The sequence below is a fragment of the Sporomusa termitida genome (assembly GCF_007641255.1).
In the GTDB taxonomy this organism is placed as follows: domain Bacteria; phylum Bacillota; class Negativicutes; order Sporomusales; family Sporomusaceae; genus Sporomusa; species Sporomusa termitida.
The window spans coordinates 1,838,958-1,862,144 of the sequence record NZ_CP036259.1; the positions used below are offsets into that span (position 1 = coordinate 1,838,958).

General features: G+C 51.2%; 26 protein-coding genes and 1 other RNA gene. 26 read left to right on the forward strand and 1 reads right to left on the reverse strand.

The window, feature by feature from the left end:
- Positions 1–25: 25 nt before the first annotated feature.
- The 22 genes from cbiD (at position 26) to SPTER_RS08390 (ending at position 18,436) form a co-directional block, all read left to right on the forward strand.
- Entirely contained in the window at positions 26–1,114 is a 1,089-nt protein-coding gene (gene cbiD / locus SPTER_RS08285; RefSeq protein ID WP_144352813.1) for a cobalt-precorrin-5B (C(1))-methyltransferase CbiD, read from the forward strand.
- Entirely contained in the window at positions 1,099–1,725 is a 627-nt protein-coding gene (cbiE, locus tag SPTER_RS08290) for a precorrin-6y C5,15-methyltransferase (decarboxylating) subunit CbiE (protein WP_144349973.1), read from the forward strand. Before cbiD ends, cbiE begins: the two co-directional genes overlap by 16 nt.
- Entirely contained in the window at positions 1,722–2,303 is a 582-nt protein-coding gene (gene cbiT, locus SPTER_RS08295; RefSeq protein ID WP_144349974.1) for a precorrin-6Y C5,15-methyltransferase (decarboxylating) subunit CbiT, read from the forward strand. The genes cbiE and cbiT overlap by 4 nt, the downstream gene beginning before the upstream one ends.
- Before the next feature lie 44 nt (positions 2,304–2,347).
- Positions 2,348–3,112 (forward strand): precorrin-4 C(11)-methyltransferase, encoded by a 765-nt coding sequence (gene cobM / locus SPTER_RS08300; RefSeq protein WP_144349975.1) that lies wholly within the window; start codon positions 2,348–2,350, stop codon positions 3,110–3,112.
- 3 nt (positions 3,113–3,115) lie between these two features.
- Positions 3,116–4,189 (forward strand): cobalt-precorrin 5A hydrolase, encoded by a 1,074-nt coding sequence (locus SPTER_RS08305; RefSeq protein ID WP_144349976.1) that lies wholly within the window; start codon positions 3,116–3,118, stop codon positions 4,187–4,189.
- A gap of 20 nt (positions 4,190–4,209) precedes the next feature.
- On the forward strand, positions 4,210–4,899 hold the full coding sequence (gene cobJ / locus SPTER_RS08310) for a precorrin-3B C(17)-methyltransferase (RefSeq protein ID WP_246105608.1): 690 nt from the start codon (positions 4,210–4,212) through the stop codon (positions 4,897–4,899).
- Positions 4,896–5,672, forward strand: a complete 777-nt coding sequence (gene cobK / locus SPTER_RS08315; protein ID WP_144349978.1) for a precorrin-6A reductase — start codon at positions 4,896–4,898, stop codon at positions 5,670–5,672. The genes cobJ and cobK overlap by 4 nt, the downstream gene beginning before the upstream one ends.
- Positions 5,660–6,286, forward strand: coding sequence for a precorrin-8X methylmutase (locus tag SPTER_RS08320; protein WP_144349979.1), 627 nt, complete (start codon positions 5,660–5,662; stop codon positions 6,284–6,286). The genes cobK and SPTER_RS08320 overlap by 13 nt, the downstream gene beginning before the upstream one ends.
- A gap of 49 nt (positions 6,287–6,335) precedes the next feature.
- Positions 6,336–7,742: a cobyrinic acid a,c-diamide synthase CobB gene (locus SPTER_RS08325; protein WP_144349980.1), complete on the forward strand. Its 1,407-nt coding sequence runs from the start codon at positions 6,336–6,338 to the stop codon at positions 7,740–7,742.
- On the forward strand, positions 7,732–8,313 hold the full coding sequence (gene cobU / locus SPTER_RS08330) for a bifunctional adenosylcobinamide kinase/adenosylcobinamide-phosphate guanylyltransferase (protein ID WP_144349981.1): 582 nt from the start codon (positions 7,732–7,734) through the stop codon (positions 8,311–8,313). Before SPTER_RS08325 ends, cobU begins: the two co-directional genes overlap by 11 nt.
- Positions 8,306–9,838 (forward strand): cobyric acid synthase, encoded by a 1,533-nt coding sequence (locus tag SPTER_RS08335; RefSeq protein ID WP_144349982.1) that lies wholly within the window; start codon positions 8,306–8,308, stop codon positions 9,836–9,838. Before cobU ends, SPTER_RS08335 begins: the two co-directional genes overlap by 8 nt.
- A 2-nt stretch (positions 9,839–9,840) precedes the next feature.
- On the forward strand, positions 9,841–10,791 hold the full coding sequence (gene cbiB, locus SPTER_RS08340) for an adenosylcobinamide-phosphate synthase CbiB (RefSeq protein WP_144349983.1): 951 nt from the start codon (positions 9,841–9,843) through the stop codon (positions 10,789–10,791).
- Between the two features lie 32 nt (positions 10,792–10,823).
- Positions 10,824–11,549 (forward strand): adenosylcobinamide-GDP ribazoletransferase, encoded by a 726-nt coding sequence (gene cobS, locus SPTER_RS08345; protein ID WP_144349984.1) that lies wholly within the window; start codon positions 10,824–10,826, stop codon positions 11,547–11,549.
- Positions 11,550–11,587: 38 nt separating this feature from the next.
- Positions 11,588–12,469 (forward strand): GHMP family kinase ATP-binding protein, encoded by an 882-nt coding sequence (locus SPTER_RS08350; RefSeq protein WP_144349985.1) that lies wholly within the window; start codon positions 11,588–11,590, stop codon positions 12,467–12,469.
- Positions 12,459–13,550, forward strand: coding sequence for a threonine-phosphate decarboxylase CobD (gene cobD, locus SPTER_RS08355; RefSeq protein WP_144349986.1), 1,092 nt, complete (start codon positions 12,459–12,461; stop codon positions 13,548–13,550). The genes SPTER_RS08350 and cobD overlap by 11 nt, the downstream gene beginning before the upstream one ends.
- A gap of 4 nt (positions 13,551–13,554) precedes the next feature.
- The gene (cobC, locus tag SPTER_RS08360; RefSeq protein WP_144349987.1) at positions 13,555–14,193 is read left to right on the forward strand and encodes an alpha-ribazole phosphatase; all 639 of its coding nucleotides are present in this window, start codon (positions 13,555–13,557) and stop codon (positions 14,191–14,193) included.
- A 140-nt stretch (positions 14,194–14,333) separates the two neighbouring features.
- Positions 14,334–14,507: non-coding RNA, 6S RNA (gene ssrS / locus SPTER_RS08365), on the forward strand.
- Positions 14,508–14,733: 226 nt separating this feature from the next.
- Positions 14,734–15,165 (forward strand): peptidylprolyl isomerase, encoded by a 432-nt coding sequence (locus tag SPTER_RS08370; RefSeq protein ID WP_144349988.1) that lies wholly within the window; start codon positions 14,734–14,736, stop codon positions 15,163–15,165.
- A 42-nt stretch (positions 15,166–15,207) separates the two neighbouring features.
- A complete protein-coding gene (locus SPTER_RS08375) occupies positions 15,208–15,606 on the forward strand; it encodes a CoA-binding protein (RefSeq protein ID WP_144349989.1) in 399 nt (132 codons plus the stop codon).
- Between the two features lie 46 nt (positions 15,607–15,652).
- Entirely contained in the window at positions 15,653–15,976 is a 324-nt protein-coding gene (gene trxA, locus SPTER_RS08380) for a thioredoxin (protein WP_144349990.1), read from the forward strand.
- Between the two features lie 262 nt (positions 15,977–16,238).
- Entirely contained in the window at positions 16,239–18,206 is a 1,968-nt protein-coding gene (gene feoB / locus SPTER_RS08385) for a ferrous iron transport protein B (protein WP_144349991.1), read from the forward strand.
- The gene (locus tag SPTER_RS08390) at positions 18,203–18,436 is read left to right on the forward strand and encodes a FeoA family protein (RefSeq protein ID WP_246105533.1); all 234 of its coding nucleotides are present in this window, start codon (positions 18,203–18,205) and stop codon (positions 18,434–18,436) included. The genes feoB and SPTER_RS08390 overlap by 4 nt, the downstream gene beginning before the upstream one ends.
- 219 nt (positions 18,437–18,655) lie before the next feature.
- On the opposite strand, the gene SPTER_RS08395 is transcribed toward SPTER_RS08390, so the two are convergent.
- The gene (locus SPTER_RS08395; RefSeq protein ID WP_144349992.1) at positions 18,656–18,853 is read right to left on the reverse strand and encodes a DUF1858 domain-containing protein; all 198 of its coding nucleotides are present in this window, start codon (positions 18,851–18,853) and stop codon (positions 18,656–18,658) included.
- Positions 18,854–19,171: 318 nt separating this feature from the next.
- On the opposite strand from SPTER_RS08395, the gene mraZ reads away from it, so the two are divergent.
- Genes mraZ through SPTER_RS08415 form a run of 4 tightly spaced genes read left to right on the forward strand, consistent with a single transcriptional unit; the run spans position 19,172 to position 23,177 of the window.
- The gene (gene mraZ, locus SPTER_RS08400; RefSeq protein WP_144349993.1) at positions 19,172–19,603 is read left to right on the forward strand and encodes a division/cell wall cluster transcriptional repressor MraZ; all 432 of its coding nucleotides are present in this window, start codon (positions 19,172–19,174) and stop codon (positions 19,601–19,603) included.
- Positions 19,604–19,627: 24 nt separating this feature from the next.
- Entirely contained in the window at positions 19,628–20,569 is a 942-nt protein-coding gene (rsmH, locus tag SPTER_RS08405; RefSeq protein ID WP_246105534.1) for a 16S rRNA (cytosine(1402)-N(4))-methyltransferase RsmH, read from the forward strand.
- A gap of 37 nt (positions 20,570–20,606) precedes the next feature.
- On the forward strand, positions 20,607–21,059 hold the full coding sequence (gene ftsL, locus SPTER_RS08410; protein ID WP_144349995.1) for a cell division protein FtsL: 453 nt from the start codon (positions 20,607–20,609) through the stop codon (positions 21,057–21,059).
- Positions 21,060–21,086: 27 nt separating this feature from the next.
- On the forward strand, positions 21,087–23,177 hold the full coding sequence (locus SPTER_RS08415) for a stage V sporulation protein D (protein ID WP_144349996.1): 2,091 nt from the start codon (positions 21,087–21,089) through the stop codon (positions 23,175–23,177).
- Positions 23,178–23,187 lie beyond the last annotated feature (10 nt).

A 23,187-nucleotide genomic window follows, 5' to 3' on the forward strand; every position in this document is an offset into this window, starting at 1 on the left:
GGGTTTTTTATTGTCTGACAAACCGATGCGCAAGGGGATTACTACAGGAACCTGTGCGGCTGCCGCCGCTAAAGCTGCGATAATGGCCTGGAAAGGGCAGCCTGTGGCCGCAGTTGAGGTAATTTCACCGCAGGGGGTGGCGCTGGTAGCGCCAGTGGCCGGCAGCTATGCAATTGCCGGCGGTGGTACGGCCTGGGTTATTAAAGACGCCGGTGATGACCCGGATATTACCAACGGGGTAAAAATTGTAGCTGAAATTATGATAAGCGGTGAGCCAGGCGTAATGATTAAAGCCGGTGAAGGAGTCGGGACAGTGACCAAGCCGGGGCTAGCGATGCCTGTGGGTGAGCCGGCGGTGAATCCCGGGCCGCGGGCTATGATTAGCCGGGCTGTTGAGGAGTGCCTGCCGCCGGGCATGGGCGCGGTCGTGACGATCTCTGTACCCGGCGGGGAAAAACTGGCTACCAGAACGCTGAATCCAATCCTCGGGATTGTTGGCGGTTTATCCATTATCGGCACTACCGGTATTGTTGAACCGATGTCAGAAGAAGCGTTTAAGAATTCGCTTGTGCCGCAAATCAGTGTGGTACAGGCCTTGGGATATAATGAGATCGTATTTGCCCCGGGAAAAATTGGCCAGGATATCGCAATCAACCGCTATGGTATCCCGGCCGCCGCTGTTGTTCAGACCAGCAACTTTATCGGGCATATGCTGGAGCATGCCGTTAAATATGGCATGCGCCGGGTGCTTTTATTCGGTCATCTCGGAAAAATAGTCAAAGTATCGGCTGGCATATTTCATACCCATAACCGGATGGCTGACGCCAGACTGGAAACGCTGGCCGCCTATCTGGCCGCCGGCGGCGCGCCTCAGGCCGCAGTTGAGGAGGTTTTGGCCTCCACTACGACCGAGGCTGTCATGCCGATTATTGCCCGTTATGATATGACGGCTGTGTACAAGGTGTTGGCTGAGCGGGCCAGTGCCCGGGCCGAGCGGTATGTGTTCGGCGATTTGGCCGTGGGGACAGTGATTGTCACACTGAAGGGCGAGATACTGGGGCTTGATCAGACAGCCAGGGAAATTGGAGGCCATTTAGGATGGAACATCAGATAGTAGTTGTGGGCATTGGCCCTGGTTCGCCTGATTATGTGCTGCCTATCGCGAGCCGGATTATTGCCGGGGCGAAGGTTTTGGTGGGCAGTCAGCGGGCGCTTGACACATTTGGCTCAGCCAACCAGGTTAGCCGGATTATAGATAAAGATATTCAGGGCGTGCTTGACTTTATCGGGCAGCAGCTTACTTGTCAGGATGTAATTGTGCTGGTGTCGGGAGATCCCGGGTTTTACAGTATGCTGACTGCGCTCAGGAGCCGGTTCGCGCCTGCGCGTATCCGGGTTATCCCCGGCATCAGCTCGGTGCAGCTGGCGTTTGCCCGTCTTGCCGAAGTCTGGCAGGATGCGGCCTTGCTTAGTATGCATGGCCGCAAGGCGGCTGATGAGCTGCTTAAATTCAGGCCGGGCTATAAACTGGGTATTTTAACCGATCCTCAGCATAATCCTGGCCATATTGCCCGCATTTTGTTAGCGCAGGGGTGGCCGGAAACGGCGTGTGTCTGGCTGTGCACCAATTTGTCTTATGATAATGAAGAGGTAGCGGCGCTGACTTTAGCCGAGACGGTGGCTACACCCGGTTTTGAACATAGTGTAATGGTGGTGAAGGCATGAACCATAAGCTGGGAATTCCCGACAGCGAGTTTATCCGGGGCGGTATCCCGATGACCAAGCAGGAAATCAGGATATTGACCCTGGCGAAAGCGGGGATTGGTGCTGCTGATACTGTTATTGACATTGGTGCCGGTACCGGCTCTTTGTCAGTCGAGGCGGCTTTGCTGGCCAGCCGGGGCCGGGTAATTGCCATTGAGCGGGAACCGGAAGGTGTTGATCTAATTAAGGTTAATGCCGCTAAATTTCAGGCTGCCAATGTTGAAGTCATATTAGGTGCTGCCCCGGAAGCGCTGGCCGGGCTGCCGGCGGCTGACGTAATTTTAATTGGCGGCAGCGGCGGCAGGCTGCCTGAGATTCTCAGCGGTGCCGACCGTTTGCTTAAGCCGGGCGGCAGAATAATTATAACGGCGGTTACGGTGGAGACGTTAGCAGCTGCCCTTGGCAGCATGCGGCAACGGACTGAGTACAATGTTGAAGCCTGCTGTATTCAGGTTACCCGTCTCCAGCAGGCTGGTGCCAGCAATATGTTTAAAGCACTTAATCCGATTTATATAATTGCCTGTGGTAAAAACGGGTAGCTGTCGAAGCAATGAACAGGGAAGAAGAAGGGAGCACAAGTGAAATGAATGTATTTTTTGTAGGAGCCGGACCGGGCGACCCTGAGCTCATAACCGTGAAAGGGCAGCGTCTTTTAGGTCAGGCGGATATTATTATCTATGCCGGTTCGCTGGTAAACCCGGCGCTGTTATCGTTGGCCAAAAATGGGGCTGTGATTTATAATAGCGCTTCCATGACCCTGGCTGAAGTTATTGCCGTGATGACGGCGGGGGTTAAGGACAACAAGCTGGTGGTCAGGCTTCATACCGGTGACCCCAGCATCTATGGCGCCATCCAGGAACAAATGGATGCGCTGGCGGCCCAAAATATTACCTTTGAGGTTATACCGGGGGTGAGTTCCTTCCTGGCCACAGCGGCGGCCTTAAAACAGGAATATACCCTGCCCGATGTCTCACAAACGGTGATTATTACCCGCCTGGAGGGCCGTACACCTGTTCCGGAAAAAGAGAAATTAGCGGCCCTGGCCAGCCATGAAGCAACGATGTGTATCTTTTTGAGTGTTCATATGCTGGATGATGTGGTTAAAGAGCTTGTCGACGGCGGTTATGCCTGCGAAACGCCTGTGGCTATCGTCCAGAAGGCTTCCTGGCCTGATCAGAAAATCTTTCGCGGCACTTTGGCCACGATTGCGCAAGTTGCCCGGGAGAGCGGTATTGACCGTACGGCCATGATTGTTGTGGGTAAGGTTTTACATACCGATTATGCTTTGTCCCGCTTGTATGCTCCTGAATTTGGCCATATGTTCAGGCCGGCACAGGAGGGGCGGTAGGTTGTGAAGCTAGCAGTCATTTCTGTGACTAATAAAGGGGCCGAACTGGCCGGTCGTTTAGCGCCATGCCTGGGATCTGATGTTGATTTATATGTTAAGGCCGGGCGTAATCCGATCAATTCACCGCACTCCTATCAGTCCTTAAGTGATTTGGTTCATGAAATATTTCCCCGGTACGAAGGGTTTATCTTTATCATGGCGACAGGTATTGTTGTGCGGGTTATTGCCCCGTTCGTCCAGGACAAACGGATTGATCCGGCTGTCGTGGTTATGGATGATGGCGGCAACTTTGTCATTAGTCTGTTATCAGGTCATATTGGCGGTGCGAACGATTTAACCCGGCTGATAGCGGCGGCCGCCGGTGCAACCGCCGTTATTACCACCGCTACCGATATTGCCAGCCTGCCGGCTGCTGATGTGCTGGCAGTTAAGCTTGAACTGGAGATCGAGCCTTTTTCCGCTTTAAAAACCATTAATTCGGCAATCGTTAATGGTGACCGGGTCGTATTTTTGATTGACAAAGCCTTAACCGGGTACCAGCATTATCTTGATTTGGCGGCGAAGCAGGGGGTTGAACTGGCCGGTCTTGATGAGCTGGCCTGTAAGGCTGGCTATGATGCGGCGGTGATTATCACTGACAGGCAGCTTGCTGTTGACAAGCCTCATCTCTATCTGCGCCCGGCCAGCCTGGCCGTTGGTGTGGGCTGCCGCCGCGGCGCTACCGGCGGGGAGGTCCTGGCCGCGATCAAACAGGCGTGCAGCGAGATTGGCCGTAGTATTAAGAGTGTCGCCGTTATTGGCAGCACGATTGTCAAAGAGCATGAAATCGGGTTATTGGCAGCAGCCGAGCAGCTGGATGTGCCGATTGAATTTTTCAACAATGAACAGCTGGCACAATGTATTGAACAAAATAAACTAGCATTATCTGATTTTGTTAATGAAACGATAGGAGTGGGAAATGTATGCGAACCAGCAGCAATTCTAACAGGACAGAGCAGCAACCTGCTGTTGCCGAAAACCAAGTATCACAAGGTAACTGTTGCCATTGCACCGGTAAAATATCGGTGGTGGGAATAGGGCCGGGCAGTTTAATTGATATGACACCCCGGGCCCGTCAGGCGGTTGAAACTGCTGAGGTAATTGTCGGCTATGACACCTATTTACACCTGATCCAGGATTTGCTGGCAGGCAAAGCTACGATCGGTACCGGGATGATGCAGGAAATTGACCGCTGCCAGGCGGCGGTAGAGCAGGCTATGAGCGGCAAACAGGTGGCCGTAATCTCCAGCGGCGACCCTGGTGTCTATGGCATGGCCGGTCTGGTGCTGGAGCTTGTTGGCAAGTATCCTGCCACACTGCAGCCGGAGGTTGTCGTGGTACCTGGTATCAGTGCCGTCAGTGCCGCCGCCGCCGTTCTGGGGGCGCCATTAATGCATGATTTTGCTGTTATTAGCCTGAGTGATCTGCTGACACCGTGGGAGGTTATTGAAAAACGCATTGCCATGGCGGCAGCCGGTGACTTTGTTATTGCGATCTATAATCCTAAAAGCATCAGGCGAACAAGTCAAATTGAGGCAGTGCGCGAAATTACGCTGCAGCATCGTGGTCCGAATACCCCTGTCGGCATTGTGCATCATGCAACCAGAGACAAAGAGGATATGACGCTGTCAACTCTCGACGGTTTTACGAATGAGCATATTGATATGTTTTCCCTGGTGCTGATTGGCAACAGCCAGACTTATGTAGCTGATGGGAAAATGATTACCCCCCGGGGCTACCGGCTGTGATTCTGGTGCTGGCCGGAACTCTTGACGGCCGGGAACTGGCAGCGAAGCTGACGGCAATGGGTTATCCGGTTGTTGTATCGGTAATCAGTGATTACGGCCGCAATCTGGCTGAAGCTCCAGGTCTTAGTGTTCTTGTCGGACAACTGGCCCTGGAAGACATGAAGCAGCTTATCGGTGCCCGGGCCATCAAGGTACTTGTGGATGCCAGTCATCCTTATGCGGTTAATGGTTCGATAAATGCAATGGCGGCCTGTGAAGCCACCGGTATTCAATATATCAGGTATGAACGGGCTGAGGTAAGTGTGCCGGCCGATTACAGCCGGTTATATACAGCCGGTAATGCCGGCGAAGCCGCTATAATTGCCGCCGGACTAGGCCGGGTGATTTTTCTGACCACCGGCAGCCGCACCCTTGGACTATTTAAAAATGAGCCGTTATTGGCCTCCTGCCGGCTGATTGCGCGGGTTCTGCCGCAACCGGAGGTAATTGCCGAGTGTATTGAACTGGGGTTTAATCCTGGTGACATTGTTGCCATGCAGGGGCCTTTTTCCCATTGTTTTAATGTGGCGATGTTTAAAGAATATGCAACTGAGGTAATCATAACCAAAAACAGCGGCAGCATCGGCGGTGCCGATACTAAGATTTCGGCAGCGGTAGAATTGAATCTGCCGGTTATTGTAATTGGCCGCCCGGCTGTTGCGTATAAAAACCTGTGTCTGACCCGGCAAGAAGTAATTAATATGGTGCTGGAGGTAATATCATGGAATTCATAAAAGACCCGCTGGCCATTGAAAAACGCAGTATGGAGATTATTGCCCCTTATCTGGCAGGGTTTGACTTAGACGAACAAACCACTAAGGTTTTTTCACGTATTATTCATGCTGCCGGGGATCCGGACTATGCCAACATTATAAAAGTTCATCCTGAGGCTATAGCCGCCGGTTTGCAGGCCCTGAAGGCCGGTTGTGATATTTACTGTGACGTTGAAATGGTGCGTACCGGGATTAACAAACGCCGGCTGGCCGAACTGGGAGGGCAGGCCTACTGTCTGGTGGCTGATCCGGCGGTGGCTGCAGAGGCGAAAGCGGCGGGGATTACCCGGTCAATGGCCGCGATGCGTAAATTCGGCGCTCAGCTTAACGGGGCGATTGTGGCGATTGGCAATGCACCGACAGCCTTGTTTGAAGTGTTAAAAATGGTTAAAGAAGAGAAGATTAAACCGGCGCTGATCATTGGTGTGCCTGTTGGTTTTGTCGGCGCGGCGGAGTCCAAAGAGTTGCTGTATACCACCACGTCTGTCCCCTTTATCACTGTACTGGGCAACAAGGGGGGCAGTCCGATTGCGGCCGCTTCTGTCAATGCTGTTATGTACATGTTGGGCCGCTAGGCTTTTGCGGCGGAGAATAGCGGCAGCGCATAATTAGGAGGATGTTGATATGGGCCAAGTGCATATTCCCCGGGTGGTTATTGCCGGGGTTAGCAGTGGTGCAGGCAAAACAACAATTGTTACCGGCATGCTGGCGGCTTTAGCCGGACGGGGCCTTAAGGTGCAGTCCTATAAAGTCGGCCCTGACTATATCGATCCGGGATTTCACCGGCTGGCCAGCGGCAAAAGCGCACATAACCTTGATACCTGGCTGGTGCCGCCGGACTGTCTGGCGGAGATCTTTGCCAGTACGGCGGCCGGTAATGATATTGCCGTTATCGAAGGCGTTATGGGGCTGTATGACGGCGGGCGCGCCGGTGTCAGCAGCACGGCGGCCATTGCTAAAATGCTGAATGCACCGGTGGTATTGGTTATTGATGCTAAATCAATGGGGGAAAGTGCTGCTGCTATTGCCTTAGGTTTTAAAATGTATGACCCGGAGGTTAATCTGGCTGGTGTGATTATTAACCGGCTGGGCTCGGAAACCCACCGGCTCATGGTCTGTGAGGCCCTTGGCAAAGTGGGCATTCCCGTCATTGGGGCCGTTTTTCGTAATAATGAACTGACCATGCCTGAGCGTCACCTGGGTCTTACACCGGTGACTGAACATGAGGCGGCTGCTGCTGTGGCGGAGATGGGCCGCCAGGTCGCCCGGCAAGTGGCGCTGGATGATCTGCTGGCCCTGGCTAATGCCACCGGCCCACTCCCGGTCCGCTCACTGCCACCGGTTAAACAGCCGGTAATTAAAGCCCGGATCGGTGTGGCCCGGGACAAGGTGTTTACCTTTTACTATCCCTCCAGTCTTGAAATCCTGGCGGCGTTTGGGGCAGAAATAATTCCCTTCAGCCCCCTTACAGACAGCCGCTTGCCGGCTGTGGACGGAATTGTGCTGGGGGGGGGATTTCCCGAAATGTTTGTCAAAGAATTGTCGGCCAACAGCCTGATGCGCAATGATATATTACAGGCGGCAGGGCGCGGCCTGCCTGTCTATGCCGAGTGCGGCGGCCTGATGTATCTGGCCCGGCAGATTATAGATTTTGACGGCCGCGCTTATGATATGGCCGGCGTGATTCCGGCCGTCTGCCAGATGCAGCCTAAGCTGGAAACAGTAGGCTATGTGGAAGCAACCGCCCTCAATAACAGTGTATTGTGTGAAACCGGGGAGACTTTGCGCGGCCACGAGTTTCATTTTTCCCGCATGCTGCCAGATAACGCTGCCGGGGAGTTTCCCTGGGCGTTTGCGTTTAAAAAAATGAGGACAGGGGCTGTCTATCATGGCGGCTATGCCGCCGATAACGTAGTAGCCTCCTATTTGCACATGCATTTTGCCGGCAACCGGCAGGCGGCCGAACGGTTTGTTGAACAGTGCTCGCGGTACCGCTTACGCAGTCAGGGAGGTAAGAAATATGGCCGGTAAAATTATTTTAGTGACCGGTGGCGCCCGCAGCGGCAAAAGCACCTTTGCCGAACGCTATGCTGCTCAAGGCAACCGGCAGGTGGCTTATATTGCCACTGCCCAGATCTATGATGAGGAAATGAAAGAACGGGTGGCTGTTCATCAACGCCGCCGTCCGGCAGGCTGGACGACATTTGAAGCACCATACAGGGCTGAATTGGCTATGGCCCAGGCTGTCCGGCAGGCGGACGCCGTATTGTTCGATTGTCTGACCCTCTACACAAGTAATCTGCTGCTGGCGCCGGCGGCGCCGGCTAACCGGGAAGAACGCTGCCAGTCTGTGCTGGGGGCGATTGACACCTTGCTGGCCAGTGCTAAGCAGGAGCACGCAGATGTCATTTTTGTCAGTAATGAAGTCGGGTTCGGGATTGTGCCTGATAATGCGCTGGCCCGTGAATACCGGGATGTGACCGGACTTGTCAATCAAAAAATTGCCGGCCAGGCCGACGAGGCTTATTTGGTAGTCAGCGGTCTGGCTGTTGAGTTAAAGAAGATAGCTGTTGGTCTGGGGGAGGTTGGGTTTAATGGCTAAAGCGATCATGTTGCAGGGCACCAGTTCTCATGTTGGCAAAAGTATTTTAGCAACGGCATTATGCCGGATATTTAAACAGGATGGTCAGCGGGTAACGCCATTTAAGTCGCAGAATATGGCCCTTAACTCTTATGTGACAAAAACGGGCGGCGAGATGGGCCGGGCGCAGGTGGCCCAGGCCGAGGCCGCAGGTTTGGAACCTAATGTGGATATGAACCCGGTATTATTAAAACCTACCGGTAACTCCTGTTCGCAGGTCATTGTCATGGGCAAGCCTGTCGGCAATATGTCGGCCCAGGAATATCATTCCGGCTACAGCCTTACGGCCCTGGGGGTTGTAAGCGAATGTCTGCAGCGGCTGCACCGCGACTTTGACGTTATCGTAATTGAAGGGGCCGGCGGGCCGGCAGAGGTTAACCTTAAAGCCAACGATATTGTCAATATGCGTATTGCCAAACTGGCGCAGGCGCCGGTGCTCCTGATTGCTGATATCGACAGGGGCGGGGCCCTGGCGTCAGTTGTCGGGACGCTGGAGTTATTAGACCCTGATGAGCGTGATCTGGTCAAGGGAATTATTATTAATAAATTCCGGGGCGATATTAATTTGCTGCAACCGGCACTGGATTTCCTGGAAAGCAAGACCGGTAAGCCGGTACTGGGCGTTATTCCCCATCTTGACCGGCTGGGTATTGATGATGAGGACTCGGTATCACTGGAGGATAAACAGCAGTCAGCTACAAGCGGTGAAATTGATATTGCCGTATTGCGTCTGCCGAAAATATCAAATTTTACCGATTTTGATGCCCTCGGGAATGAAAGTGATGCGCACGTCAGATATGTGCGTCAGGGAGAAGCGATTGGCAAGCCTGATCTTATCATCCTGCCGGGCAGCAAGAATACGACCGAGGATTTATTATATCTCCGGCACAATGGCTATGAACAGGAACTGGTCAGGCTGGTTAAAAGCGGTACCCCTGTTGTCGGCATCTGCGGCGGCTACCAGATGCTGGGGCGGGAGGTGCAGGACCCCGACCATACTGAATCAGATTTCGATACAGTTATGGGCCTGGGTCTTATTGACAGTATTACTGTTTTTGCGGCTGATAAGGTTACCCATCAGGTCAAGGCCGCGGCAGCCAATCACCGTTTCCTGGGCATTGGCTATACCGGTGACAATCTGACCGGCTATGAAATACATATGGGGCGGACCCAGTTTATGACCCCTGTTGACGCTGCTTTTACCATTGTTACCAGGTCGGGTGAGCAGGTCGCGATGCCTGATGGCGCCGTTTCGGCCGATGGCCTGGTTATGGGTACCTATATGCATGGCGTTTTTGATAATGATGCCTATCGCCGGGCTGTGCTTGATGCGCTGAGAGTCCGCAAAGGGCTGGCGCCGCTTGGAATTACGCAGAATACCGAGGCCCGCAAAGCTGCTGCCTACGACCGGCTGGCTGCTGTTGTCCGCCAGCATTTGAATATGGACCTAGTTCACCAAATTATGAACCAGCCAACCGGTAAGTAGGTATGACAGAGTACGTGGCGTTAGGGGCTGTGGTTATCGACCGTTTTGTTGGCGATCCGCGCACATCCCTGCATCCGGTAGTTCTGATCGGCAGCTTTATAGCCTGGCTGGAGGGCCGGCTACTGAATACCCGCCATTCGCCCGGCTGCAAGCGGCTGGCCGGTGCTGTCCTTGTCCTGGGGGTGCTGACCGTGGTCTACGCAATCGCCTGGCTGGCAATGGCTGCTTTAGCTTACCTCCATCCCTGGGCTGTTTATGCCGGCGGCGCTGTGCTCCTGTCTTTTGCCATAACGCCCCGCAGCCTGGCGGAAGCCGGTCGGGAAATAGCCGGTTATTTACACCACGGCGACATGGAACAGGCCCGCTTTAAGGTGGGCTGGATTGTGGGGCGGGATACCGGTGGACTGAATACCGCCGAGGTCACCCGCGCTACTGTAGAAACTGTGGCTGAGAATATTGTCGACGGTATTATATCACCGCTGTTTTATGCATTGATCGGCGGCGTCCCCCTGGCCTGCCTATACCGGGCAGTCAACACCATGGACTCCATGGTGGGCTATAAAAATGAAAAATACCGGGATTTTGGCATGACAGCGGCGCGGATTGATGATGTCTTTAATTACATACCGGCCAGGCTTACCGGCCTATTAATTGTGATCGCTGCCGCGCTGCTTAGATACGATGCCGGCGGTGCCTGGCAGGCGATTAAGCGGGATGCCGGCAAGCATCCCAGCCCTAACAGCGGTTTCGCCGAGGCCGCTGTGGCCGGAGCGCTGGGCGTCCGGCTGGGAGGACTCAACTATTATGGCGGGGCAGCCTCCTTGCGGGCTTATATGGGGGAAGCTAAACAAGAACTCCAGGCTGTACATATTGAGCAGACGATTCGCATTATGTATCTGGTGACAATGCTGTTTATTGCCGGGGCTATTGCCGTAAAGTCGGTTGTGGCTTAGCTAAGGCGGCCATCACTGTGGAGGAATTGCGCTTGAACGATTTTTTTACCGGATTACAATTTCTTACCCGCATCCGGGTGATAGAGCAGACCGACTGGTCGCCGGACAGCTTCGGCCGCAGTGTAAAGTATTTCACGCTGATTGGTGCGATTATCGGCTTGATTCTGGCTGTAATCAATTATGCCCTGAGTCAGTTTCTGCCGGCGCATGTATTGGCCGCCGTTATTATTTTGGCTGAGATTGTGCTGACAGGCGGTTTGCATTGTGATGGTTTTATGGATACTGCTGACGGTGTATTTTCAGGGCGGCCGCGGGAGCGAATGCTGGAAATAATGAAAGACAGCCGGGTTGGTGCCAATGGTGTGGTGGCCTTCGGCTTGTTGCTGCTGCTAAAATACTCGCTTATTGTTGATATGACTCCGGCCATGCTTACCTCGGCGCTGTTGGTTATGCCGGTAGCAGGGCGTTTGGCCATGGTGATCAGTATCACATCTTTCCCTTATGCGCGGCCCGACGGTATGGGGAAAGCCTTTGCCCAGTACGCTGGCCGCAGCACCTTACTTATTGCCGTAATTGCCGCGCTTGTGATTGTGCTGCCGCTGGGACTTACGGCAGCAGTCAGTGCCGGTGCGGGCGTACTGGCCGGTGTTTTGTCGGCCCGTTATTTTGCCGGTGTTTTAGGTGGCTTAACCGGGGATACCTATGGTGCTGTCACCTATCTGACCGAGTTGATGGCTTTGCTCGTATTTGTCATCTAGAAGAAGTAAGATTCAATCACTGAAAGGCAGACCTTTGTATGACAATTAAAGTTAAAGCGCCTGGCTCATGCGGTGAGCTGGTACAGGGCACAATAAACGGGGTTAATTTTTTGATTACCTGTCCGGTCGACTGGTATTCGGAGGTTACCACCGTTAGCGGCGGCAGTATGGCCGAGGTCCGGCCCAAGACTGCGGCAGCTGTATGCAAGACTTTGGAATATCTGAGAGTACCGGCAGCCATTGGTTTGAAGGTTGAATCTGATTTGCCGGTAGGCAAAGGCATGGCTTCCAGCAGTGCCGATATCAGTGCTGCCTGTCAGGCGGCGGCGCTGGCTGCGGCCGCAACAACGCTCACCTGTGATGAGATTGCCGATATTGCCTTAACCATAGAACCCACCGACGGTGTATTTTATCCCGGGATTATTATGTTTGATCATGTACAGGGACAGATCCGCCGCTGCCTGGGCCAGCCGCCCCCTATCCACATTGCCGTTTTTGATGCCGGTGGCCAGATTGACACCCTGGTTTTTAACCACCGCGCGGATTTGGCTGCTTTAAACAGGGCTAAAGAGCCGCAAGTAATGAAAGCCGTTGCGTTAGTGGCCCAGGGGTTAAAAACCGGTGATGCCCGGCTTATCGGCCAGGGAGCCACTTTGAGTGCTGTGGCTAACCAACAGATTTTGTATAAGCCCTGTCTGGAACCAATGATAACGGCCAGTAATCATTTCGGTGCTATCGGTGTCTGTGCCGCTCACAGCGGGACCGTGCTGGGGGTCATGTTTAGCGCTGACGCAATGTCGGGGCATGAAGCCTGTATCAAAGAAATATGTCAGCTTTGTCCGGAGGTTGCTTATTTAAAGACGGTTCGCCTGATTGCCGGCGGACTTATTATAACAGGAGATGATGGCAATGAGCGCTGACAACCAAGCCGCCTGTTTTGGTCATGGCGGTAATGTATACGCCTGGGCGCGGGAACATGGCCGTGAGCCGGCGGTTGTGCTGGATTATAGCGCTAATATAAATCCGCTGGGTTTAGCTCCTGGTGTTCGGGCCGCAATCAGCAAAGCTGTCGGTGAGGTTATTCATTATCCTGATGCCGGGGCGGTAATGCTTAAGGCCGCAATCAGCAGCTATTATCAGGTTAACGCCGAATGTATTACTGCCGGCAACGGTGCTGTTGAATTACTTTATGTGCTGACACATACCCTGCGTCCCCAAAGAGTGCTGATCCCGGCGCCTGCTTTCAGCGAATATGAACGGGCCGCCCGGGCCGCCGGGGCTGGGATTGAATACGCATATTTGTCGCCGGCGAATAACTTTACGCTGGATGTAGCTGGGCTCTCCCGGCGCTTAACAAGCATAGATATGGTGTTTATTGGCAATCCCAATAACCCCACAGGCACGCTGTTGACAGTCGGCCAACTGGAACAGATTTTATTTGCTGCCGCTCAGTCCGGTACAATCGTAGTTGTCGATGAGTCTTTTATGGACTTCATCCCGGGCGACCGGGAATATACCTGCCGGCCGTTGCTTAAACAATATGATAATCTGGTAATACTGCATTCCCTTACAAAATTTTATGCCATCCCTGGCCTGCGGCTGGGGTTTGCCCTTACCCAGCCGGCTTTGACGGCCAGGCTGCATGCTGCCAAAGATCCGTGGAATGTCAATTCCCTGGCGCAAGCCGCCGGTGTGGCAGCGTTATCAGACCAGGAATATCAGGGGAGAAGCAGGGAGATTGTACATTATGAAAAGGATGTTTTATATACAGGCCTGAAAGCTATACCGGGAACCACGCCTTTGCCGCCTGCCGTTAACTACATACTTATCCGGATACAGCAGACTGCTGCCAGGGTGTGCCAGGCTATGGCTGAAAGGAATATTCTGATTCGTGATTGCTCCAATTATCCCGGTCTTTCTCCGTATTATATACGGGTGGCTGTTAAACTCAGCGAACAGAATGAAAAACTGCTTACCCAGTTAGAACAGGTGTTGAGGTGAACCTATGACCAGACTGATAGTAGTGCGGCACGGTCAAACTGTATGGAATTTAGAGCGGAAATATCAGGGACACAGCGATATTGCCCTGACTGATACCGGGCTTAATCAGGCCCGGGCTGTGGCCGAGCGTCTGGCAGAAGAACCTGTTCATGCTGTTTATGCCAGTGATTTGTCCCGGGCTTTTAAGACCGCTGAATGTATTGCCGCGGCCCACAGCCTGACGGTAAAGCTCGTACCGGAATTGCGGGAGATAAAGTTTGGCGAGTGGGAAGGTCTTACCTATGAGCAAATAACTGAGCGCTGGCCGGGTCTGTTAGGCAAGCTATGGACAACGCCGGACGAACTGGAGATCCCGGGGGGAGAGACCTTCCGGCAGCTAAAAGAACGGTCAACTGCCGCCATCCGGCAGATATTAGCCGCCCATCCCGGCCAAACTGTGGCTGTCGTTGCTCATGGCGGCACGATTGGCACCATTTTATGTGCCATACTTGATATTCACCTTAATCATGTCTGGCGTATCAGACAGGATAATACAGCTGTAAATGTCATTGATTTTTATGAGGGCCGGCCTACCATTACCCTGCTCAACTGCGTCCGCCACTTAAAAGCAGAGAAAGCCGGCAATTTGCCGGAAGTCAAATGAATGATGGCGGTGTGCGCTGAAGTTCGCACCGGCAAATCACGGTGGGTTTCCTGTAGCAGTCAAAAACCCCAGTTTTTTGACTGATTTTCAACCTTGAACTAACAGTGTGAACATGATAAGATCATAGTGTTAAAAGTCACTGATGCCTGAGGTGCTCGTTACCTCTTATATGTTCAACCGACTCATTTACATGGGGAGTTTGATGTTATGCCGCTGGCAGGCCGCTTAGAGTGGAAGTCAAAAGCATAAATACAAAACGCCCACCTGCGCGAAGCGGGTATGAACATACAGGAGAACGGTATCATGGGCGTATATAGCAGTTATTAAAAACACTTTCTGTTTAGAAGGTGTTTTTTTTTTACTCCATCAGAATTTATAAAAACCCGGGGCCATAATTTAAGGGATAAGAAAAATATTTACCTAAAGGACTTGGCATAAGCCGAATTTTCTAAAAATTAATAGGGCGGAGATTCCAATTTTGCCAAAGTATGGCCAACTGTGTTATAATTAAAATAATTCTATTTAAGAGAGGGATATACTTTGAAAAAAGCAATTATTGAGATGGATAAAGGCAATGTGGTCATTGAGCTGTTTGACAAAGACGCGCCGCAGACTGTTGCTAACTTTGAAAAGCTGATTAATGAAGGTTTTTATAATGGTTTACAGTTTCACCGGGTTATTCAAGGTTTTGTGGCGCAGGGCGGCTGTCCAAACGGCACCGGCACCGGCGGTCCTGGCTACACGATTCCGTGTGAAACCAAAGGCAATCCCCATAAACATGAACGGGGCTCACTGTCAATGGCTCATCGCGGTCCCAACACCGGTGGCAGCCAGTTCTTTATTGTCTATGAACCTCAGCCCCATCTGGATGGATTACATACTGTATTTGGCAAGGTCATTGAGGGTATGGAGATTGTGGATCAAATTAATCAAGGCAACATAATGAATAAAGTAACTGTTGTTGAGGAATGATTTAACAGGTAACGTCGTACAATGACGTAAGGGGGTTGTTCTATGAGCAATACTAACGATACCGAAGCTATGCTCAAAAATAAACAATGGGCTGTTGTGGGAGCTACCGATAATAAGGAAAAGTTTGGCTATAAGATATTCAAGGCTTTGAAGGAAGCCGGCTATGATGTGTATCCGGTAAATCCCGGCGTTGATGAGATCCTCGGGGATAAATGCTACCCGGCGCTGAAGGATTTACCCTGTGTGCCTGAAGTCGTAAATGTTGTCGTTCCGCCGAAAGTTGGCGAGCAGATTGTGAATAATTGCTGTGAGCTTGGCATTAAAAATGTGTGGCTGCAGCCTGGAGCTAATGCTGCCAGTGTGGTGGAACAGGCTAAAAACCTTGATCTTAATGTGGTTGACCGGTGTTGTGTATTGGTTGAACTTCGCAACCACAAGTAGGATAGTGTATTCTTATTTTATTTAAGTAAAAAAGGGGGACTGTCTGATGGCAAATGTAGTCAATGCTAACGAAAATAATTTCCAGGAAGAAGTGCTTGACGCTACAAAGCCGGTGCTTGTAGATTTTTGGGCTCCGTGGTGTGGCTACTGCACCCGCCTGGCGCCGGTTATGGATGAACTGGCAGAAGAAATGAGCGACCAAATTAAGATTGCCAAAGTCAATGTTGATGAGAGCCGTTCACTGGCGCAAAAATATGGTGTTATGAGTTTGCCGACGATGGTTGTCTTTAAGAATGGTGAACAGGTTGAGAAACTGACCGGGTATATGCCGAAAGCGAATATTGCTGCTAAAGTGGAAAAACTGATATAAGTTAAAAGTTAATTCCCGGCCTTCTGAGGCCGGGAATTTTTTGTCCTGACAGACAGTCATGCCGTTACAACGGCACCATCAAAGAAATAAAAATGCTATTTTTCAGGATAGAGAGTATAACTTTCGCCTGGATAAAGGCAATATCGGCTTACGCTTCGCCCAAGCCTCGGCGCAAGCCGTGTCTTCTTTATGTATACGCATATCCCCGTACCTTTTAGCATAGGAAATACCATAGTATTTCGAACTAACGGAGGACACTCTGGTGCGGGCTCCAGTAATAAAAGTAGTACTTGTAGGCTCACCGAATGTCGGTAAAAGTGCCATATTTAATCATTTAACAGGCCGCTATGCGGCAGTATCGAATTATCCCGGCACTAGTGTTGATATTGCGGTTGGCCAGTTCAGCTGTAACGGTCACCGGTTCGAGGTTATGGATACACCGGGCTTGTATTCGCTGATTCCTCTGACCGAGGAAGAGCGGGTTACCAGGTTACTGCTGGCTAAACGCAGGCCTGATGTTATCGTCCATGTAGTTGATGCGAAGAATCTAAAGCGTATGCTGAATCTGACTATGCAGCTGCTTGATACCGGGATTCCTGTCATCCTTAACCTGAATATTATGGATGAAGCTCGACAGATTGGCATGATGATTGATATTGTGCGACTTGAACAATTGCTGGGAATTCCGGTTGTTGCCACTGCTGCTGTTAGCGGTACCGGAATGGGTGCTTTAACAAAGGCAATTAGTCAATATCAAGTGATAAAACCGGTTTTTATACCATTGAATGAACAGATTGAGCGGTCTGTGGCCGGCATAAGTGCGCTGTTAAGCCGAAACTACGGCTTTGACCAGCGCAGTGCCTCCCTCTTAATCCTGCAAGGGGACGAAAGCGCAGTGGCAGTTGCTCAAACCGAAGCTGCCTGGCCGGATATAGCTGCTGCCATTAAGCAGCTGCCGTTCCGGCCGGATCACAACCTTGGTGCTCTGGTAGCGGCGGCGCGGCAGGATATTATTGATAAGCTTATTGCCCAAACGGTGGTGTACGCGCCGCCGGGCTGCCGTGAACGGAAAGGGCTGGCCCCATGGCTGGGAAAGGTAACCAGAAAACCCTTAACAGGCATCCCTATTTTATGCATTGTTCTGTATTGCGGTCTATACCAGTTTGTGGGGAAATTCGGTGCCGGTTATCTTGTTGATTATATTAATAACTGCGTGTTTATACCAATCCTTATTCCCGTGGCCCAAGGCGCGGTTAATGCCTGGATTCCGTGGGAATGGCTGCGCTCGCTGCTGGTGGGGGACTATGGTGTCTTTACGATGGGCTTCCGCTATGCGGCAGCAATTATTCTGCCTATTGTCGGGACATTTTTCTTAGCTTTTGCCGTACTGGAGGATACCGGCTACCTGCCGCGGCTGGCTATGCTGGCCGATTCGGTGTTCCGGTATTTCGGACTGAATGGCCGGGCCGTTATTCCCTTGACACTGGGGCTGGGCTGCGGTACTATGGCAGTCATGGTGACACGCACCCTGGAAACGAAGCGGGAGCGGCTGTTAGCTACATTTTTATTATCTTTGACTATCCCTTGTTCGGCTCAGCTTGGCGTTGTGCTGGCGCTGCTTTCGCATAACCCGGCCGCAGTTATTCTCTGGAGTGGGTATTTACTTCTCATTTTTGCTGTTGCGGGCAGGTTAAGCACCAGGCTTGTGCCCGGGCACCGGAGTGCTTTCTATATGGAGCTGCCGCCATTAAGATTACCGCTTATCCGTAATGTCATAAAAAAAGCGTCCACGCGGATGACGTGGTATTTTAGGGAAATATTGCCGGTATTTGTTGCTGCCAGTGCTGTATTATGGGCTGGTGACCGCAGTGGCATTTTAGCTGCCCTGATTCAATATCTGCAGCCTGTTATGGGGCTGATCGGACTGCCGCCGGCCGCAGCGCAAGCTTTTTTGCTCGGTTTTTTCCGCCGTGATTATGGTGCCGCCGGGCTGTATGACCTGGCGGCTGCCGGCCGGCTGACAGATATGCAGTTAGTGGTTGCCGCCGTTGCCCTGACCCTGTTTGTTCCGTGTGTTGCCCAGTTTGCCGTGATGGTCAAGGAACGGGGGCCGATCACCGCCTGCATTATGGTGGCATTGATTATCATGATTACATTTATTGCGGCAACTTTCATTCACCAGTTGCTGCAGCTGGGCCTGGTTTTAGGCCTGGCGGGAGGGATAGTGTGAAACCGGTTATCATGCTCCGGGCTGGCGAAACGGCTAAAATTATCGCTGTACGCAGTCATGATGACCAGCATATGCGGAAGCTGACTGTGTTTGGCTTATTGCCCGGAGCGGACATAGAAGTGCTGCAGACCGCTCCGGTCTATGTCCTGCGTATTGATAATACTGAGCTGGCCCTAGACTATGAAACGGCCGCCGGGATTCTTGTTGCCACCACGCGGGCAGGCCGGTGAAGAAAAAAACGGCTGCGGTGTTGCTTCGAGGCAGCATAAAACTTTTGACTTGTGACAGGCAAAAAAAACAGGGCCGGCTAGGCCCTGCTTATTAACCCTATCAGGAGTTTAGCAAGTTCAAAACCTGATCTAGGGGATAAGAAAAATCTTTACCCTAAAGGGCACAGGTGGCTTCTGCCGGCTCCTGAGGACTTGGAACAAGCCAAATTTTTCTAAGGACTATTCGTTTACGGCTTTGTTTAGATCGGCCACCAGAGCGGTTGTATCTATGCCGTGAGCGGCCGCGCCTTGCTCAATGTTCTCAAAGCGGGCAGCAGCACAGCCAAGGCAACCCATGCCGTAGCTGCGGAATACTTGCACAGTCTGGGGATATTTTTGGACAACATCAACGATGCTCATTTCTTTAGTGATACTCATTGTAGCAGCCTCCTTAAGTTAAATATGGAATATGTTTACAAGCTAATTCATTATATCATACTTGATTAAAGCTTGTCATGATTTTATTATTATAATGGTTACCTTGGTAATTATACTAATACCTGTCCGACAATGAAAAAGTATGACCAAGCTTTCCGTCAACAGGCGATAGCGGAACCAGGACTTTAGTCTCCAAATTTTGGTTTTTTTTAAATCCTGCAGATTTCAGGCAGGATTTTTTTTATTTGCCCAGAATAGACTAAAAAGTGGTGTAAAGTGGTGTAAAGTGGTTGATTATTTAAAGTGGTGGTGACAGCCGTGTTCATGGGTGAATATTTACATGCCATCGACAATAAAGGGCGGCTGATTCTTCCCGCCAAATTCCGTGAAGAATTAGAAGACACATTTATTGCCACCAAAGGTCTTGATAACTGTTTGTTTGTATATACCCGCAGTGAGTGGGCCATCCTAGAAGAAAAATTAAAGAAACTGCCACTGGCTAAACCGGAAGCCCGGGCCTTCGTCCGTTTCTTCTTTTCCGGAGCAGCCGAACTTGAGTGTGATAAACAGGGGCGGGTGCTTGTGCCGCCTAACTTACGGGAGCACGCTAAGTTAGATAAGGACGTGGTTGTTATCGGTGTGTCAACCCGGATTGAAATTTGGGATAAAGCGGCCTGGGATGAATATAACCGGCAAATAAGCCCTACAGTTGCGGCGATTGCCGAAACTATGGCTGATTTAGGAATTTAATTATAGCTGAAACGAGTGATAAAAGTGCAGGAACATGGATTTGAACATACGAGTGTATTGCTGGCAGAGAGTGTCGCAGGCATTTTTTCCGATCCGGCAGGGATCTATGTAGATTGCACGTTAGGCGGCGGGGGCCATTCTGCTGCGTTAGCCGCACGCCTGGCGCCGGCCGGCTGGCTGATCGGCATTGATCAGGATCAGGCCGCGATTCAGGCCGGTAAACAGCGTCTGGCTGCGGCTGATTGCCGGATTGACATTGTGCAAAGTAATTTTCAGTGTCTGGGTTCAGTGCTTGCCGAGCTGAAAACAGGATTGGTTGACGGTATACTGTTTGACTTGGGGGTATCATCGCATCAGCTTGATGTTGCTGACCGGGGATTTTCTTATATGCAGGATGCCCCGCTGGATATGCGTATGAATACCAATGCGGATTTTTCCGCATATGATGTTGTGAATACTTACAGCGAGCAGCAATTGTCAGCCATGATTACTGATTATGGTGAAGAGCGCTGGGCTAAGCGGATTGCCCGCTTTATTGTGGAAAATAGGGCTGTGTCTGATATAAAAACGACAGGCCGGCTTGTCGATATTATTAAGAAAGCCATCCCGGCCGCCGCCCGCCGGGAGGGACCGCATCCGGCCAAAAGAACATTTCAGGCGATTAGGATTGAAGTCAATAATGAGCTGGCGATTTTGCGGGATACTTTTATCACCGCCGTTGAATGTCTGAAAGCCGGCGGCCGGATTGGTATAATCACATTTCATTCGCTGGAGGACCGGATAGCGAAACAGACCTTGCAGCACCTGGCCAAAACCTGCATCTGTCCGCCACAACTGCCAATCTGTGTTTGCCAGCATAAACCCCAAATAAAAGTTTTGGGAAAACCTGTGCTGCCATCGCCTGATGAGCTTGAGAAAAACCCTCGCGCTCGTAGTGCTAAGCTTCGTATCGCTGTTAAGTTATAGCGACAATTGTTCTAAATTAAGGGGAGGAACAATAGAAATGTTAGTACATAAAAAACAAGAAATACATGTGTATGAACAGGAAGCCGCTTCACCTGCGCCTAAGAAAATACGAAAAGCTGATAAGCAACTGCGCACTAAATGCCTGATACTTGTCGTTATTGCTATTGTAATGGCTGCTGTTACAACAATGCAGAGTGCTGCCATTGTACAGTCCGGCTATGATTTGGTAAAAATTAAGGGTCAAGTAGCAAAACTGGAGAAAGAAAATGAGCTTTTGCGTCTTGATATTGCCAAACTTAAATCACCGCAGCGAATTGAAGAAATTGCCGTAAAAGAGTTAGGGATGATTGTGCCGAAAAATGCCTATTATGCTTCAGCTGCAGCTGCAGACAGTCCGGCTCAGGCAGTACCGGCCAGAGATACCGGTGTTGCTGAGCAGCTACTGGGTGCTATTAAACTTAACAAGGCGGAGGCGAGCAAAGGGCGGTAATTTTTTAACGATGGGGGAGATAAATAAGTGGCATCTGTTTCGCATGTTACCATCAGGAAGAGGGTCGCTTGCCTGTTCTTGATCATATCGGTAATTATGATGGGGTTGATTGGTCGCTTACTGTATCTCCAGTTTTATAAGAGCGCCTGGTTATCGGAGAATGCTGTAGATCAGCGAATCCGCGAGATTCCGGTTGAGGCAAAGCGGGGCATTATTTTTGACCGACATGGCCGGGAACTTGCGGTTAGTGTCAGTACGGAGTCTGTATATGCTATACCTGCCGAAATACGGAATCAAGATGAAACAGCAGCCAGACTGGCTGCTATTTTGGCATTAGATGAAAACAACCTTAGGAACAAACTGAAAAAGCGGCAGGCATTCACCTGGATCAAACGAAAGATTGACCCGGAAACGGCCCGGCAGGTTCAAATGCTTAATTTGCCCGGTATTGGCCTGACGCAAGAGGGTCAGCGTTATTATCCCCATGATAATCTGGCGGCACATGTGCTTGGCTTTAATGGAATTGACAGCCAGGGACTGGATGGCGTGGAAATGACCTTTGACAGTTATCTCAAAGGCCGCTCAGGCAGCATCGTGATTGAATACGATGCCAGAGGGCAGGAGATACCTCAGGCCTCCCACCGGTTTGTGCCCCCGACGGAAGGGAATAATGTCTATCTTACTATTGATTTGATTATTCAACAGATTATTGAACGGGAATTGGACCGGGTAATGAAAGAAACCCAGGCGAAAGCCGCTACCATTATTGCCATTGATCCGCGTGATGGCGGCATTCTGGCGCTGGCTAACAGGCCTGACTATAATCCTAATAAATTTAGTGAGGTTTCGCCGAAACTTTGGCGGAATATAGCTGTTTCTAATGTTTATGAGCCGGGGTCAACTTTCAAAATCATTACGACCTCAGCCGTCATGTCCGAACATATTGTTAAAGCTGATGAAAGATTCTATGATCCCGGTGAGGTTGAGGTCCAGGGACGGCACATTCATTGCTGGAAGCATGGCGGCCATGGCAGTCAGACTTTTGCCGAGGTGGTTCAGAACTCCTGTAATGTGGGGTTTGTTAATGTCGGACTGCGTCTGGGCCGTGATCCATTTTACCGGTATATTGATGCGTTTGGCTTCGGACACGTTACCAATATTGATTTGCCGGGTGAAGCAAAGGGCATTATGATTGACCGGGCCAAAGCAACGCCGATCAATATTGCCACAATGTCAATTGGTCAGAGTATTGCCGTTTCCCCTGTGCAATTAGTGACTGCCGCTGCTGCTGTGGCCAACGATGGTCAGCTTCTCCGGCCCCAGATTGTCCGCGAGGTTAAGGATAAATCAGGGCAAATTGTCAGAGGCTATCAACCTGATGTAATCAGGCAGGTACTTGATCCGACAACCACGAAACAAGTTAAAGAGATCCTGGAATCGGTCGTAACCCAGGGATCAGGCCGGAATGCGTATATTGAAGGCTATAAGATTGCCGGTAAAACAGGTACTGCCCAGAAAGTTGGCGCCGGCGGCTATTTGCCGGATAAATATGTCGCCTCGTTTGTCGGCTTTGCTCCGGCTGATAATCCCCAGGTCGCGATGCTGGTTATTATTGACGAACCTGTTGGTCTCTATTATGGCGGGCAGATTGCAGCACCCGTATTTGGGGCGGTTATGAAAGATGTCCTGCAGTATCTCAAAGTCACCCCCCAGACTACCGTCAATCTGACTAAGCCCGCTGCGCCGGATACGCATATACTGATTCCGAGCGTAATAAACCTCAGTGTGCCTGAGGCTGTCAAAGAACTGGAAAAGGCAGGGCTGAAACCGCGTATAGAGGAGTCTGGTGACCGGATCGCCGATCAGATTCCCAAACCGGGGAGCCGCATTCCGACTGGCAGCGGGGTATTGCTGTATACAATGACACCACGTTATCAGGCCGGTGAGGTGACGGTGCCGGATTTAACCGGCCGGACACCACGCGAGGCATCAGATATGCTGGCTGAGCTGGGGTTTGTGATAAATCCCGTGGGCACGGACGGAACCGTGATCAAACAAGATCCATTGCCTGGCAGCAAAGTGTTATCAGGAACAAGTATTACTACCTATTTTGAGTAAATGGCGTTAA